We start from the raw sequence: 16,359 nt of genomic DNA, 5'->3' as shown, positions 1-16,359 counted from the left end.
CTTACTGCTTTCTACGGACAGTAGCGAAAACCGGATGCTTATTGTTGGTAAGGGCTTGCTGCACAGAAAATTTATATTTATGCTGTCACTTTTAAGGGGCTTAGCCTAAAGCCCCGATCGCAGGTGCCTGGGAGTATCGGGGTCTAAGCTCTAATGCCTTAAACTTTAGTTCTTTCCAGCGCAGAAAGATAAGGGCCATGCAGTGAAGCATAAAACCTGGCTCTTCCATCTGGCTGAAGATTAAGCCGTGCATCATAATCGACAGCAGCGTGAAGCGAGAGAAGTCGTCGAGGCATAGCTTTTTCCAAACTACGTAGCCAATGGCCAGGTATACCCCCAGACCGAGAACGCCTAAATCTCCCCAAATGCCCGCCCAGCCAAACAGGGGCGAAAACATGCTGGAGGCAGAGCCAATCCACACAGAGGAGACCCTATTCCAGGCTTCGCCGCTGGCGGGGTGAATAGTTGCCCCTAAAGGCCTAAGCAAAGACCAGTATTCGGGCAAAATCCAGCCCCCCAGGCGGCTGACGGTGTGGCCAGGGCCCAGCCCCACAAACCAGTTCAATAGCGAATCGTAGTGCGAGGTAACGATTGGAAAAGCGGCAATCTTGAGCTGTGTAGCAACGCCGTCTCTTCCATATATCTCAGGTCTTAGCCAGGTGCCAAATGCTCTAAACAGAGAGATGTTGTCGATCGCCCACAGCATAAAATAGACAATGGCTCCAATGGCGATCGCATACTTTAGCAGTGTGCCTATTTTTTTAAACTTGGTGGCTGCCAATATGCCCCAGGCTGCCATAATAACCAACATTGTCTGCTTAGAGTCGGCGTATAACAGCTGAAAAAAGCCTGCTCCTAAAAGGGTATAGATCAGCCAAATCGGGGCTTTTTTGGCCCCAAAGGGATTGCGAGCACTAACCAAGTAATAAATAGCAAAGCTCATAGAAACCGAGGCAGACACGTTGTGACCGCCGCCGGTTAAGTAGAAAACGCCTTGAATATTGTCTTGAGGGACACTCATGCTACTAACCGGCAGTAGGCCAGCTGCTAACATAGCGGCCTGCATGAGCGCGATCGCCAGGTTAATCAGCGAAAATCTAATGATCCACGCTCTAAAAAAAACAAAATCTTTTTCTGCAAATTCTGATCCGACCATGCCCGCCAAAAACATAGCTGGCTCTGCCAGCAGCATGTACGACAAACCAACATTAATAAACGCGGCACTGTTAATAAAAGCACTAAAAAATTCAACAAGTAAAAGTGCAAACAGCACAATCAGTAGCAGGTTTACAGTAACGCGACTGGATCGGCTAGGCGAACTCTTAACCAAGGCCCATAGGCAGATACCAGGAACGACTAAAAAGTGAATAAAATTAATGGGCGAGGGAGCGCCAAACGAGCTGATAATACGCGGAAAAAATACTGTCGAAAAAGCAATCAGTAGCAGAGTAGCACTGCTGACTACACCCGACTGGGTAGCACTTTTATAGAGATAGGGACAGGTCATAGCTTGCTCTTAACGATTAAGCCTAGTGCGCAACTGAACACACTTTAGTGTAAATATCTATCAACGCTTTGTAGTTGGCGGTGGCGGTGTATTTTTGCTCAAACTCTGCTCGAACGGCCCGTCGCATAGCGCTGTGCTCAGCCGCCGAAGCAAACCAAAATCGGCTGAGCTGATTGGCCAGGTCTGACGCATTGCCGGGTTCAAACAGAATGCCGGTGTTGCTGCCACCCACGAGCTCTTCTATGGCTCCAATTTTAGCGGCCACGACGGGCGTGCCCTTAGCAAAGGCTTCTACCGCCACCCGGCCAAAGGTTTCATACCATTTAGATGGGAAAACTAAGCATTTGGCTTCACCCATGAGGCGATGGACCTCTGGCAGCAGCTGTCGCCCGAGCCACTCGATTTGGGGCTGTTTATAGGCAGCTTTTTCAACCATCTCTTTGAGGGGACCATCGCCCACAATCTTTAGAGGAATGGGGGTATCAAGTTGTTCCCAGGCATCGAGCAGGGTATCTAGCCCCTTTTCGACCGATAAGCGGCCGACATAGAGGGCGTAGTTGCCGGTGCCGGTGCCTACGCCAGGGTCAGGGGCGACAAAGTTGGGTTTGACCACCAGTTGCTCTGGCGCAAAGCCGCCCTGAATAAACTTTTGCCGAGAAAACTCGGTCAGGGTGATAAACACATCCACAGCCCTAGACCAGGTGTTGAGCGCTCGGTGGGTCGCAATCATGGCGGTAACGACGGCGCTGGCGGCTTTGCTCTCCCGGTAGCAGCCGTGGAGGGCACCTGGGTAAGGAATGGGCTTGCCCATACAGTCTTCGCACACCTGCCCATTGCGAAAAAACAGGCCGTTGGGGCACAGCAATCGATAGTTTCGCAGGGTTTGCACTACGGGCACCCCCGCCGCTTTAGCCGCGTAGTGGGCGGACGGAGAAATCAGCGGAAAGAAGTTTTGAATATGGACGATGTCGTAGGGTTTTTGAGCCAGGCGATCGCTAATGTCTCGGTAGGCGGGCTGAGACCAAATCGTTCTTAAGGCTAGCTGGGCCGGGTTTAAATCTCCGATGCGATCGTTTGATGCCTCGTAGACATCGACTTCGTGGCCGTGGTCGCGCAGCAGCCGTTCCTCTGACTCACGAGACTCGTCTTCGCCCCCTCGAATTTGGTAGGTGTTGTGAACACTTAAGATGCGCATGGGGCGACCTCGTGACAAAGTACGGCGTATTGCTGGCTCAATTCTCGGCCTTTAGCTTCCCAAGAGAAGTGTTTTTGTACGCGCTGCTGGCCAGCTGTGCCCATCTGCTGACATAGCTCTGGGTTAAAGGCCAGTTTTTCCATTGCCGTTGCCAAGTGCTCAATGGTTTGAGCAGGGGTGTGGGCCGGTATCTTAAAGCCTGTTTCTAGGGTCACCTGCACGCTGGGGCCACCGAGGTCGAGGCAAATAACCGGGCGACCGGCGGCCATCGCCTCTAGGCAGACCCAGCCGCCTGAGTCATGGAGGCTAGCATGGACTAGGGTGTGGCACTGGCCTAGGCGTTGCAGCGTTTCAGCCCTGGGCAGACGGCCTAAAAATTTAACGCGATCGCCGACCCCATGCCGTTTAGCTAAGGCTTGTAGGCTAGCTAGTTCTGGCCCTTCGCCCAAAATCCAGTACTCAGTGTCGGGCGGCAGTTGGGCTGAGGCAAAGGCTTGAATGCCCAGATGTAGCCCCTTCCAATGGAGCAGCCGGGCCATGCTGATAAATCGAAACGGCACCGGAGCAGGAATAGAGCACTGGCTCAACCGCTCAATCTCTTCAGTCGACAGCCCTGACTCAGACTCTACCTGAAGATTAGTCGCCCCCAACGGTTGAAGCCGTCGCGCCGTGTCGGGGGTAGTGGCTTTAACGATGGCGCTTCGGCGGGCCGTCATGGCGGTAAAAGGGTCTAGCTCGCCGGCGCGGTGCACCAGACTGCGCACCACCTCATAGGCTTGTCCTCGGCGGCTGAAGTCGCCCCAAAACGCCTTGGGAGCCATTTCTCCACCGCCCACCGGCCCCCAGACAAAGGGCACCGGCAGCAGCGCCAAAAAGCTGGGGGTAGAGTAGCGAACGTAGGTAACGTGGTGGATCAAGTCGATGTTGACGGTTTCAAGCAGGGCCTTGGCGACAAAGTAGGCCCCCACTTGCCACAGATAGTAGTGAGGCACCTGGGCAGGCGGCAACCGCTGGGCTAGCCCCGGTGGGTCACAGTAGAGGAAGGTCAAGGTTTCGATCGCATTTTGGGCAAGCTCGGCCTCAATGGCCGCCCGGTTGCTGCTGCGAGTTAGCACCCAAACCCGATGGTGTTTAGCTAATTCTTGAACCAAATGCCAACCGACGCCAGGTTCTGAGCCCATGTGGGGCTGGCAGGCATAGGCCGAAATTAATATATTGAGCGACTTCATAGAATTTAGTGGGGTTTGACCAGGTTTTCGTACAACAGGGCTGCGTGCTCTGCATGGGCCGCCCAGGTAAACCTCTGAGCGCGATCGCATCCGGCTTTAACCAGGTGCTGGTAGGTGTCGGGCTGCTCATGCAATTGCCGAATCGCCGCGGCGATCGCGCCAATATCCTCAGGCGGCACCAGCAGCCCAGCCGAGCCGACCACCTCAGGTAGCGCCGTGGCATTGGCCACAACGACAGGGGTGCCACAGGCCATAGCCTCGGCAGGGGTAATGCCAAATCCTTCATAGAGGGAGGGCGCGACCAAAATATCGGCAGCGTTGTACAGCTTAACTAACTCCGCCTGCTCAGGTTTACCAACGTAGGTCACACAATCCGTCAGGTTTTGCTGCTGAAGGTAGGTTTTTTGGTCAGCGGTAAAGTCGGCCCCAGCCTTGAGCAAGTGCACAGGCAGCCCCTGCTGGTGCAGCACCGCTAGGGCTTTGAGCACGGCAACCAAGTTTTTGCGCGGGTGGTTAGAGCCGACATTGAGCAGGCAAAGGGTGTCAGGGGCCAGCTGGTAGCGCGATCGCGCCGCTGCAACGGCGGCTGGGGGCAACGGGCGAAAGGCTGGATCAACACCATTGTGAGCCGTAGTCACTCGGGTTGGCTCTACCGCAAAGGTAGCCATCACATCTTTAGCCGTGTGGTCAGACACCGCAATAATGTGGTCAGCCAGGGCAATGCCCTGCACGGCGTAGCGCCAAATCCAGGTGCTGACCAGGGGTGCCCTGGTCTGGGTGCTAATGTTTTCAGGCTGAATGTAGTTAATTAGGTCATGGCAGGTAACCACTACGGGGCGCTGGGCCCGGCCCAGGGTATAGCACAGGTGCCCATCGCTGTGGTCAACGATGTGAAACAGGTCTACATCGGTGTGCCGCCGCACCTGACGGGGAAACTGTCCATAGCGGCGGTAGTATTTGCCCACCCGACTCAGCGCCGAGCCCTGATACTCTAAAAACGAAGGAATGATCTCGACGACGTCCCAGTGGGGGCGCACCTGCCGCAGCCCACCGACTAGGCCGTCGGCGTAGACATCCATGCTAAACGAGGCCCCTAGGGCGCGGCGAACAATAGCAATACGCATAGCACTAGGTAATAAAGACGCTAAGTAAAGACAGTCTCTAGCCCGCCTGCACAATCGACCGCCACAGCTCAATTGAGCGTTCGGCAATGCGCTGGTGGCTGTAGTGTTCGTCTACCCGGTTTAGGCTGTGGGTAGCCATGGTCTGTCGCCAAGGCTGATCAGTAATCAGCCGAGCCAAGATGCTAGCGAGGGCAGCGGCATCGCCCTCAGGGAACACCAGCTCTGGTTCACCCACTACGTTGGGTATTTCGCCACAGGTTGACCCCACCACCGGCAGGCCCAGGGCCATCGCCTCAATCAGCACGTGGCCAAACTGCTCTTTCCAGGTGGGTATGGTGCGCGAGGGCAACACCAAAACATCCATCTTAGCCATAGCCTGGGGCACTTCGTCGTGGCGCACCCCCCCGGTCCAAACCACAACATCGTCGAGGTTGTAGTTGTGGGCGAGCTGCTTAAACTGGGCCTCGTCCGGGCCAGAGCCACACAGGCTAATGCAAAACTCTAGCCCTTGCTGCCTTAGCAGGTGGGCCGCTTCAATGAGGGTGTCAATTCCTTTATGGGCGGCAATGCGGCCTACAAAGCCAATGTCGAGGGGGGCATCGCTGGGCTTTTGCGGCCGCAGCCGGGGCGAGAATAACTCGGTGTCGACACCCATTTGAGGCATGACCTCTACGGGGTTGAGATAGCCCCACTGTTTAACTAGCTCGGCCCCGTCGTGGTTACCCGCCAAAATAGTTTGGGTGCTGTTAAACACGTACTGCCGCATCCAGCGGCGAGGAGCAGGCAGCTGGCGATCGCGGTTTTCCCAACCAAACAGCACCACCGGAATGCGGTAGCGCCTTGCCCAAAAGGCCACCTCTAGCGCCACCAGCGAAAACACCTCTTCTTCAACCTGAATGATGTCGGGCTTAAAATCACGGATGGTTTTTGAGATCGCTTGGGGTGGGTAAAAGTGGGCCCCGGCTCGACCCTCAAAGTAGATGGGGCAGGGGTAGAGCTGAATGTGAGGATAAAGATTTTCGGCCTCAAAGCGTTTTTTCCACTGGGGGGCCTGCCAGTGCTGGGGCACCAAAAGACCGACCTCGGCCCCGGCCTGGGCAATGGCGTCGAGCTTGCCCTGGTTGACGCCTACTACATAGGTATGGCTGACAAACAAAACTCTGATCGGCTTGCTGGCCTGGGGCTGCGGCGCTCGCATCGGTAGGGGCTGAGCAGTGAGAGTCATAGTCATTACCAAAGTAATTGGGGGCAGTTTTAAAAACTAGAGTGGTTCCCTGGCTTCCTAGTTCCCTTGAATCCAGGGCAGGTCAAACAGGATAGCTCTAGGTACTCACCAGCACTCTCAGCTTGGTCAGAGTCCAATCTATGGGTTTGGGGCGAAACTGAGGGGCAAACAGCCAGATAATGGCGGGCCTAGCCAGAGCGGGGGGCATCACCCCGACCCATATAAACCAGACGCTAAAGATAATTTTTTTGGGCCAGTTGTGGTCAGAGTACAGCCACACGGCCCTAATGCCGGCTCTGGCCAAAGCCAGGGGCCGGTCTTCGGCGATGGGATGGCTAGCCAGGTCAAACTTAAGGGATGACAGCCGCGACCACACCCGGCCCAAAAATCGCATTTCTAAATCATCCGGTACGTCAAACCCGAGTTCTTTGCCTTTGACGGTCAGCAGCTGGCACCGCTGCCTGTCGTGACGGATGAAGCGATGAAAGCGTTCGGCAGAGACAGTAGACATAGCCCACTGATTATTGGTGTGGATGCGGTAAGCCCCCAGAGGGGTTTCTAGGGCGGCTACTTCGCCATAGAGGGGAATGAGTACCGACAGATAGTCGTCAGAGGTGGTGTTGAACTCTGGCGGAATCGGCATCACCTGCTCTAGGGCTCGGCGGCTCAGGGCATTGCCGCTGGTGGGCACGCCGGTATAGGTGCCCTTCATAATCACGGCTTGGTGAATGTCGCCTTTAGACAGGCTGCCGCCCTGGGGATAAGAGAAGCCTCGGGGGTTGCCTTCGGTGTCAACGACATCGAGCCGGTAGTGAAGTTTTACTGAATCTGTCTGCCAGGCCTGAACAATGCTTTCAGCAGCGGTGGGGTAGAGGTAGTCGTCGGCGTCGAGAAAGATAATGATATCGCCCTGGCTGTGGGCAAAGCCGTTGTTGAAGGCTGCTCCCTGCTTACCATTGGCTTGAAAAATAGGGATAATGCGATCGCCATAGCCCTCAATAATCTGTCGAGAGCCATCGGTAGAGCCGTCGTCTACAACGATGACTTCGACGTGAGGATAGGTTTGCGCCAGGGCGCTGTCGATAGCTTGGGCAAGAAAGCGATCGTAGTTGTAGTTATTGATAACAATACTAAGTTTAAGGTGTTGCTGCATATTTCTGCGAGCCATTCTCTTTAACTAAAGGTTTTTAGGGACTAGCTCCGCTTCGATATTCCCCCACAGAACTGAAGCAAAAATCGTTCTTGAATAGCAACCCAGCGCAGACGAAGCATGACCAGAGTGAACTGAAATTTCTGGTGAAAGTTTTTCAGCCTGCTATCTTGCCATACCCGAACGAAAAATCTAAACGGTGGCTTGAGAAAGAGAATAAAATCTTTTAGCAGAGCCAAATCAGACGGTTCATTTGCTCTAAGCAGATCAAATTTTCCTCCTATTATGCGAACAGACCGCTTCCGAAGTGATTCCCAACTGTCCCTAGCAGGATGCTTAACGCAGGCCTGTTCTCCATAAATTTGGCGATAGCCAGCGGCATAAACACGCTGCCCCCAGTCTCTGTCACCTCCAGACTTCAACGTCTCATCAAAAAGGCCAACCTTGGTAAGAACATGCTTAAAAGTAAAAAGATTGGCGGTTACCCCAAAGCGATCATTGGCTAAAAACTGGTCTTGGGGAAACGCTAAAGCAATAGTTTCATATAGCTCAAAGGGGTTAGGCTTGTTGTTATCTCTAGCGAACAGATCAATGTGGCCAGCAACTAGGCCAACGTTTTCCTCTCTATAAAGCGCTGCGACACCTTGCTCAATCCAGTTTTCTGCTGGAATGCAGTCTGCATCAGTAAAGGCTACAACGTCCCCCTTTGAGAATTTAATCCCACGGTTTCTAGCAATATAAGAACCCGGTACAGGCTCGTGGATTAGGGTAACAAAATCAAACTCACTAGTGACAACTTGAATATCCTCGTCTGAGTTATTATCAACCACAATCACTTCATAGTGATCTGACGGGTAGGTTTGAGAGGCAAGAGAATTTAAACAAATACCAAGATAGCGATTGTCATTAAAGACAGGAATAATGACGGAAACAAAGGGGGTAGATTTAGGTTCCATGGCTTAAGTTTTGTGGTAGACAACAAAGCAGTGCTAAACAAATTGCTTGAAAAGCAGGCGGCTCTTAAAATAGCTATAGATTAGCCAAAATCTTGTCTTACCCACAGGCGATAGTGAGTTTAGGTACGTTGTAAACATGCGATCGCAGTTGGCATTTTCGGGTGTCTCCGGGAAATACTGACTGCTTTGGTAGGTGGCAAATCCTTTTGCCAAAAGCTTTTCACCAATAACTCTAAAGTCTGGAAAGTTTTTCTGAATCCAGTACCCTGTGGTAGTATATATCTCGCCAAAAAGCCTTCTTTTTTTACTTAGATCTACATTCTTATAGTAATTATCGTGAAATCTATAAATTCCTAAGTTTTGCTTAGTTACGCATCCTCTTGAGAACCCTACAGCAAGAGTCTTAATATATAGATCAGTAATTGCCATTCCAGAAAGTCCCTTAACTTCTGGCAGTGGAAATATCACCTCAAGCAGTTTCCGAGAAAAACATAAATTCGATGTCGAAGGCGTAAAGCTAGGAGACTTCCCTTTCAGAATCTGAGCAGTGAAATCAATGCTTTCTACAGTATTTAGAGGGTTGCTCTGCCTAATCGAATCGAACAGTGGCTCGAATCTCTCTCTGTCAATCTTAGAAGTTTCAACAGGAACCGACTCAGTAAATACCCAATCGATATTGGGATGGAGCTGAAACAGACTAACTACCTGAGCAACTTTTTCTGGCAAAAATAAATCGTCAGCGTCAAGTAGACAGATAATAGCACCCTTGCTGGCTGCAAAACCGGCATTCATTGCCGAAGCTTGACCACCATTGGTCTTAAAGACTGAAGTTATTTTGTCTTCATACTGCTTCAAGACTTCTCTCGATCCATCCGTCGAGCCATCATCTACAGCAATAATTTCAATATTTGAGTAGGTTTGGCCCAAAACGCTATCGATAGAATCGGCTAAGAATTGATCATAGTTGTAATTGTTGATTAGAACACTGACTAAAGGTTCTTTGCTGATTGAGTGATTCATGCTGGCTCTACAATACAAACAAAACCCAACTAAAGCCCTTTGCTTCTTCTAAAGCTTGCGAAGGAGCGTTTAGCTCTGTCTTCTAAACACCACGCTTAATCAACCAAGATTATTTCTAGCTTTAGCTTTTTCCTATCTCCTTTAATCAGGTGCAGCATACCAGCCAAAAATATTAAAGCTTTGATGGAGCTACTGCTTTTTGAACGATTTAGTATCCAGTTTGGAGTCTTCCTAGAGAAACTAGCTTGATTAAAGCTAAAACCTTGAAGCTTTCTAAGCAATGAAAAGTTAGCGCTCCTAAAGACAGATCCGCAGTTCGGGCCTACATTATCCTGATGATCTTTAGCCCATATCTGCCTATCCTGAATTGGATTGACGTCAAAAATTTCCTTTTCAAATCTAAGAATTGCAGACAAAATTAGCTTTGAATGTTTTCCAGTGAATATGGTTTGCCGGTGGCTTACGTCAATATCCTGACGCGCCAGTGTTTTGATTTCACCATCCTCGATAAAGGTGACACTTTCAACGAAGTCATAAATTGTACATTGATGCGATTCTCCTCGCCCTGCATTCATAGCCAATGCGCCCCCAATACTAGCTGGTACTGATGCAAGATAGTAAAACGAGCTTAGAGAATTGTCATAGCAGTATTTTAAGACGTCCATAATCTGCACCGACGAAGATACTTCTATGCGGCAGTCAGAAATAGGCTTGATATACTTTGGTATTTTATTTTTCAGAACGAGAGTCTTGACTTTGTGCTTAGCAAACAAAGTATTTGAGCCATTACCCAAAATGTATATCTCTAAACCATTGCCTCTAGCCCAGCTGCAATACTTAGCTAAGTCATTTTGGCTTGTAATCTCTGCATAATTTTCAAAGACATGAAACGTCCGGTAGTGAGACAGTTGACTTGACTCAAATTCCTTTATGCCAAGGATGTCCTGGTTTAGCTTTGGCGTAGATATACTCTTGGTCATAGTAATGAAGAGTCCTAAAACTCTAATTAAGAATATTTTGACAGAGCAGTCAGGAGGGCAATTTTTGAATAATGAACTTTTGAATCTATGATTTTTTGCACCTCGATATAGTCTATCTCGCTCAGATGTTCATTCAATCGTTCAGGATTTTTAGGCTCAAGAAGAATACGGTTCTCAAGCCCCATCCCTCTCAATAAATCAGCAGTTTTGTTTGTTTTGTTAGAAGAGTGAAGGACAGTAAAAAGCTTTTTATTAATAAGAGCAAAAATGGTGCCGTGGTAGGTGTTAGTCACAACATAAGAAGCGGCCTCAAATAATCCTAGCCACTCTGATGGATCGGCGGTCAAGAAGTTCTCATCAGCGATTGAATTAGGATTTCTGACCGATACAATTTTTAGGTTTTTGTTCTCACAGATTTTCTGAACAAAACTCTCCTGCTCTTTGGTTAACGAGGCTTGATTGTAAATCAGCAGAAAATCTTCTGTCATTTTAGTAGGCTTAGCAATCTCGCTATAGCTGACTAAGAAAGTTGGGTCTAGGACGACTTTAGAGTCACAGCCAAGTTCGTTAGAAACAATATTTTTGCTGTTGGCGTCGCGAACTAGAATATCACCAAATGCTTGAACCAAAGCCTCTACCCGACCATGATATGCGCCTAGACTCGTTGTGCTGCCGAAACTTGCAGCATAGCTTAGCTTAAGCTTGCTGTTATCAACGAAATCCAGAAAGAATGACGAGTCAAAGCCTCTAAATGATTCCAAGCACCAAACTTGGTCGCTACCAACGATAACAGCATCGTAATGATTTCTTAACTTCTTAAGACGGTCTTTTCGGTAAATTGGCCCTTTGCTTAATCGAAGATTTTTCAGCATGAATTGTCTAACTTTCCATGCTCTAGTAATTTTAGGAACAAAGTCAGAGTTCATCTTTAGGCTTTTGCTCAAAGGGCTCAACCCCTTCGTATAGTATTTAATTGCTCCAAGGGGACGACGATCGATGGTTTCTACGTCATGTCCGGCATCTCGAAGAAATTTTTGTAGTGCATATGCTTGAAGAACCGCACCATAATTATCTACATGATGAAAAGTCAAAATTCCTATTTTCATTTTTCCCTTAGATGTGAACTAACTACTACACAAATTGATGTGATTAAGCTTTAGAAGCAGACTGAGTAAATACCTGGATAATCTTCTGGAATTTAGCAAAAAGCCCTGGTGAAAAGATTGCTATAGAGCCCACATAAGAAACTGTACCAATTGCTATACAAGTAACAAGAGTCAGAAAGTCGTTTAAGCTTAAGTAAGTGCAAAAGTATCTCGTCAAAAATATCGCCAGAGTCATCAAAAGAGAACAAAATAATGGGGAAAAGTATTGCGAGAGGTAAGACTTATAATCGACTTTTAGTAATCTGTCAATGGCCCAGATCGATAGAGGCAACAAACAATACCCTCGAATTACGTATACTGATGCAACAGCAATAATTCCCCACCGTACAACTATGAAGAACCCTATAACATTGACAAGTACGTTAACGACCTGGATTGCCAGTCGCCAGTTGGGCTTGCCCATCGCCATAAGTATTGAGCTGTTATAAATCAAAATAGTATGTACAGGGCCAATGAGCATTAGGATCCGCATCACAGGAATGCTGTTTTCCCATTGAGTGCCAAAGACAACTAAGATGATTTCTGGTGCTAATGCAGATGCACCTATGAAGATAGGAAAAGAAATTGCGCTGGAAATATTAGTGACTTCGTAAAATGCCTTTTTCATTCGCTCTGGCTCTTGCTGCAATTTCGAGAATGTGGGCAGAGCGACGCGCGATATAATGCTGATAAGCATCTGAGATGATATTAGCAGCAGGCGGTAGGCAACAGAGTAATAGCCAAGCTGTACTGTTCCAAGGAACTTACCAATTAGCAAGTCATCGGTGCGCTTGTTGAAAAAATTAAATACATTAAAACCAACAACGCTAATACCAAAACTTGCTAGCTCCTTACCATGTTGGAAAGAAAATTCAAATGCTGGACGCCACGAACTTACCTTCCATAACATAACCGTGCTAACAAAATTGCTACAGAGTTGTTGACCTACTAGGCTCCAAACTCCAAAGCCATTCAATGCCATTACAATTCCTAATAAGCCTGAGGCAACAGTTGCTATCAAGGTTCTAAGGGCTAAAGGCTTAAACTCTAAATTTCGGCTTAAGATTGCATCTTGGACGCTGCTCAGAGAGCCAAAAATAAATCCTAAAGAAAGAACTCGAATAATTGATGTTAGTTTAGGTTCGTCAAAAAAGGAGGAAGCAAAAGGAGCTAGCAAAATACTAACAATAGTCAGAAAAAATCCAATTACTGCGCAGATCCAAAAAGCAGTATTAAGATGTTCTTTGCTTATTTCTTTTCGCTGAATAATTGCTTGAGCTAAACCCTGGTCTAAAAACAATTGCATAAACGCAACAAAAATACTGGCCAGTGCTGTTAGGCCAAATATTTCCGGGCTTAACAATCTAGCCAGCAGGAAAAAAGTAAATAGTGAGAAAAATTGTCTTCCCCAACTTTCTACTGCGGACCAGAAGGCTCCTTTAACCGCTTGTTGATGCAATCCCATAGCTACTCCATCTTGAAAAACTTCGATTCAATTTTCTAGCAATGTTATGGGCAGCGGCTTTAACAAATTTGTAACATTGTCCGATTACCAATTGCAACAAAGCAGCGCGGACTCATCCTGAGATGAGTCCGCGCTGCTAGTATCCACTTTCTTAACTTTAAATTGTAGGCACTGCTGCTGTCTTCCGTTGAAGCCGCTTGCGATCAGAGTGTCGTATACCGCCCGCCATCTCATACTCATGGCAATCGCGCCCAAACTTCACCTTTATTCCGCTAAGCATGTGCTCCGACATTCCGCTGTCATCACCGTAAAACTTAGAAACCCTCGAATGCTTGGATTTTGATTGACCCTCAAAAAGATCCGAAAAATTCCTTAAGGCAACAAGCCCTTGCTAGAAAGTATTAAAGCCTGCTTTGCGCAGCTTATGGCTTGCTCTGGAAAGCTTCAGCCCTCATTTGAAAGGCTTATGTCTTTGTTATGACCTATAAAGCATTCCTTGCATCCTTTAAGTTAACTAAGCAAACGTTTATAAAAGGTTTTGCGAATTATAAGCCATGCAAAAAACGCTTAAAACCATCCTCTATACTGAATAAACCCTTCATTTAAGCGTTTAGGCATTGCAACCACCTCACAGATACACCTGTCCTGCATGCTGCCCGATCGCCCCTAGGACGTTCAAGAACAGGGCAAAGAGACTGAGATCTAAGTCGACCGTCAAAGCCCCTCTGCAAAGCCCCCTTCCAAAGGAGTAGAGAACCGCAGTTGTTATCTTCCTTATATAAGGGTAAAGCGCCCAACCGGAAACGTCTGTGGCTTACGCCGAGCTTCTTGGATGGTTAAGCGTTTGATAAAATATGTATAAAAATCTTAAAAACGTCCGGATAGATGTTAAAGGTAGAACTCTAGAGGTAATCATGAGTTTGCTAGGGTGGTCATGAAGCTACGCAACGATGCTCATGCCTCGCTGCCCTGATTGCACCTCTGAGCGAACCGTCAAAAATGGCCGCATCCACACGGGCAAGCAATGGGGCGTTGCTGAATCGAGGAATGAACCGGCAAAACTTTAGACTTGCCTGGCCCCCTAAATCCCCCAATTTTGGGGACTTTGAGGCTCTATATTCCCCAGGATTGGGGGGCGGGGGGCAAATCATACTTGCGTTAAGCAACGTCGCAACGGTAGCTGTGCTGCAACTGCGGTCGTCAGTTTATCGAAAATCCAACCAATAAGACCATCGACACCCCCACGCGGGAACTGATTGACCGGCTCTTGCTAGAACGCATCTCGATAGCTAGAATGGCTCGGGCGGTTCAGGTCTCCGAGCAAGAACTGCAAACTATGTCACTTACAAAGCCGCTCAGATGCCCACTCAGGCTACGATCCGTTCCCCAAAAAAGCCCATTGACGGTGCAATGTGACGAATTTTAGTCGTTTTTCGACCACAAGGGCAACAAACAAGGGTTTAGTTAGCGCTTGATGCCGATACCCGTGAGATTATCGGCGCTCATCTCGGTGGTCGCTCTGCCCAGAATGCACAACAGCGCTAGGACTCCTTAACCCAAGGTCTATCGGCCGTGTGCTGTCATCTATACCGATGCTTGAGAGGCGTACCAGCAGGTGATACCTCGCCATCGTCACCGAGTCGTCAGCAAGCCGAGCGGTAAGACGAGTTATATCGTTTGCGCTAGCGTTGCGCAGCAAAACGGTTCAACAATACTCTGACGCAGCGGGTTTCACGCTTTGTGAGGCACAATTTGGCATTTTCCAAGAGTCTACGCCATCACATTGGCCTGTTGTGGAATTTTATTCACCACTACGACGCATCATTCCCCCTTTAGTACTACCCATTTGAAAAGTTCTGAGGTACTATCCGGACAATAGGTTAATGCAAGGTAAAGAGAAGATGAAATAAGACCTTCCCATTCTTACATTTGAGGGGCAGGCGGTAGCTTGGCTCTAAGGCGTATGCAAACGTGCCCTGGCGGTGCTCGATTAAACCTTTTACCACACGTGAGAAATGAAAAAAATGAACTGCTCTTCAAAAGCAGCAATCATCACCACCTCTCAGCTCACCTCATTTTTAGGATTTATTGTGGCCTCAGACGCAGTGTTACGTAGCATTTTATCTTTTTGCTCTCTCCCAACCTGGCAAACAGGTCTTTGAACCGCAATTGAGTTGTTCTAAGGTCACAATCACTACGTTGCGAGATTTTTTTCAGAATCTTGAAAACCTAATTCCTTTATTACCATGCAAAAATCCAATCCTTTCTACGTAGAGATGGGGATTAATCCTCGCCGAATTTTTCTAATTTTAGTGGGCATTGTCATGTTTGCATCACTAGGCCATATAGTAGTACGCAAACTGAATTCTCTACTAGATATAGAGTCAACACCATTGGTTGGAATCTACAACTTTTTCAATATGAGTGTCGAGGCCAATTTTCCGACATATATTTCTGCTATAAATTTATTAATAGCGGCCTTACTATGTGGTCTCATAGCTTTCTGCGAGTCCAACCTAAAGAAGCGCTATACCTGGCATTGGTGGGGGCTTGCAGCTTGCTTGTTGATTCTCAGCCTTGATGAAGCCGCCCAAATTCATGAAGGTATTGTTGGCTCGATCTTGGGCTTTTATGTAGAACAAGGTCAAGGAATATTTTACTATAAGTGGTACTTAGCTTACATTCCAGTGCTTGCGATCCTAAGCTTTTTGTATTTACCTTTCCTAAAGCATTTGCCTCTACGTTATTCATCAAAATTTGTCTTATCCGCCTTTGTTTATTTTGGTGGAGCTATCGGGTTTGAAATGGTGCAGGCCTATTTGTCTTACCATTCAAGAAGTACAGGCTTAAGTGTTCTAGTTGAAGAAACCCTCGAAATGCTGGGTGTTGTCATTGTTATTTACACCCTATTGTTATATCTCTCTGAGCAGAGTTATGCTTTAAAGCTTAAGTTTGCCCCTGAAGAAAATTTCCCAAGCCATCTTGAATATAGCCAATCTCGGAGAATCAAATAGACGAGTGGTTATCACCTGGCAGCTTTTCGCAGTTGAGAGATTGATTTAGAAATTCTGGCCTGCTACAGCACAAGGTTTATATGCCGTTAAAGCCTTCTTCTGCTCTGGAGAGGGCTTTAGTAAAGTTCTACGTTTTTGTTTCACATCTACCAAAGGAAATAAGGGTGTAGCTTGATTCTCTTAGTTTCGTTAGCCTACCAGGCTAGTGTTTGAATGCTAATATCGAATCTGCTTAGACAAACATAATTAGTTCGCGGCATCTATCCACCAGCGAAAGCCCGTTAGCCCTTAAATGAACGCCTGGCGGTTGAGCAACACCCAACACCGGTAAGCCACGACCTTTTCTAGC

Annotated in this window: 12 protein-coding genes; 1 reads left to right on the top strand and 11 read right to left on the bottom strand. The window is 48.0% G+C overall.

Annotated features, from left to right (window positions below):
• Positions 1 to 100: 100 nt before the first annotated feature.
• The 11 genes from H6F57_RS11430 to H6F57_RS11380 all read right to left on the bottom strand — a co-directional run bounded on the left by H6F57_RS11430 (position 101) and on the right by H6F57_RS11380 (position 12,996).
• Positions 101 to 1,507, bottom strand: coding sequence for a hypothetical protein (locus tag H6F57_RS11430; protein ID WP_190629844.1), 1,407 nt, complete (start codon positions 1,505 to 1,507; stop codon positions 101 to 103).
• 22 nt (positions 1,508 to 1,529) lie between these two features.
• Positions 1,530 to 2,702, bottom strand: a complete 1,173-nt coding sequence (locus tag H6F57_RS11425) for a glycosyltransferase (protein ID WP_190629845.1) — start codon at positions 2,700 to 2,702, stop codon at positions 1,530 to 1,532.
• Positions 2,690 to 3,931 carry a glycosyltransferase gene (locus H6F57_RS11420; RefSeq protein WP_190629846.1) on the bottom strand — a complete coding sequence of 414 codons (1,242 nt, stop codon included), beginning with the start codon at positions 3,929 to 3,931 and terminating at the stop codon, positions 2,690 to 2,692. The genes H6F57_RS11425 and H6F57_RS11420 overlap by 13 nt, the downstream gene beginning before the upstream one ends.
• 5 nt (positions 3,932 to 3,936) lie before the next feature.
• Entirely contained in the window at positions 3,937 to 5,055 is a 1,119-nt protein-coding gene (locus H6F57_RS11415) for a glycosyltransferase family 1 protein (protein WP_190629847.1), read from the bottom strand.
• 37 nt (positions 5,056 to 5,092) lie between these two features.
• Positions 5,093 to 6,280, bottom strand: coding sequence for a glycosyltransferase (locus tag H6F57_RS11410; protein WP_199289885.1), 1,188 nt, complete (start codon positions 6,278 to 6,280; stop codon positions 5,093 to 5,095).
• A gap of 97 nt (positions 6,281 to 6,377) precedes the next feature.
• Positions 6,378 to 7,433, bottom strand: coding sequence for a glycosyltransferase (locus H6F57_RS11405; protein WP_190629848.1), 1,056 nt, complete (start codon positions 7,431 to 7,433; stop codon positions 6,378 to 6,380).
• Positions 7,434 to 7,474: 41 nt separating this feature from the next.
• Complete coding sequence (locus H6F57_RS11400; RefSeq protein WP_190629849.1) at positions 7,475 to 8,386, bottom strand: glycosyltransferase; 912 nt, start codon at positions 8,384 to 8,386, stop codon at positions 7,475 to 7,477.
• A 33-nt stretch (positions 8,387 to 8,419) separates the two neighbouring features.
• On the bottom strand, positions 8,420 to 9,406 hold the full coding sequence (locus H6F57_RS11395; RefSeq protein WP_190629850.1) for a glycosyltransferase: 987 nt from the start codon (positions 9,404 to 9,406) through the stop codon (positions 8,420 to 8,422).
• Positions 9,407 to 9,501: 95 nt separating this feature from the next.
• Positions 9,502 to 10,386 carry an FAD-binding protein gene (locus tag H6F57_RS11390; protein ID WP_190629852.1) on the bottom strand — a complete coding sequence of 295 codons (885 nt, stop codon included), beginning with the start codon at positions 10,384 to 10,386 and terminating at the stop codon, positions 9,502 to 9,504.
• A gap of 26 nt (positions 10,387 to 10,412) precedes the next feature.
• A complete protein-coding gene (locus H6F57_RS11385) occupies positions 10,413 to 11,492 on the bottom strand; it encodes a polysaccharide pyruvyl transferase family protein (protein WP_190629854.1) in 1,080 nt (359 codons plus the stop codon).
• Positions 11,493 to 11,535: 43 nt separating this feature from the next.
• Positions 11,536 to 12,996, bottom strand: coding sequence for an MOP flippase family protein (locus H6F57_RS11380; RefSeq protein WP_190629855.1), 1,461 nt, complete (start codon positions 12,994 to 12,996; stop codon positions 11,536 to 11,538).
• Between the two features lie 2,246 nt (positions 12,997 to 15,242).
• Between H6F57_RS11380 and H6F57_RS11375 the strand changes: the two genes are divergently transcribed.
• A complete protein-coding gene (locus H6F57_RS11375; protein WP_190629857.1) occupies positions 15,243 to 16,010 on the top strand; it encodes a hypothetical protein in 768 nt (255 codons plus the stop codon).
• Positions 16,011 to 16,359 lie beyond the last annotated feature (349 nt).

This window comes from Leptolyngbya sp. FACHB-60 (assembly GCF_014695775.1).
Lineage (GTDB): Bacteria > Cyanobacteriota > Cyanobacteriia > Phormidesmidales > Phormidesmidaceae > Nodosilinea.
Note: the sequence above shows the minus strand (reverse complement) of the source record. Positions and strands in the feature narration are given on the sequence as shown.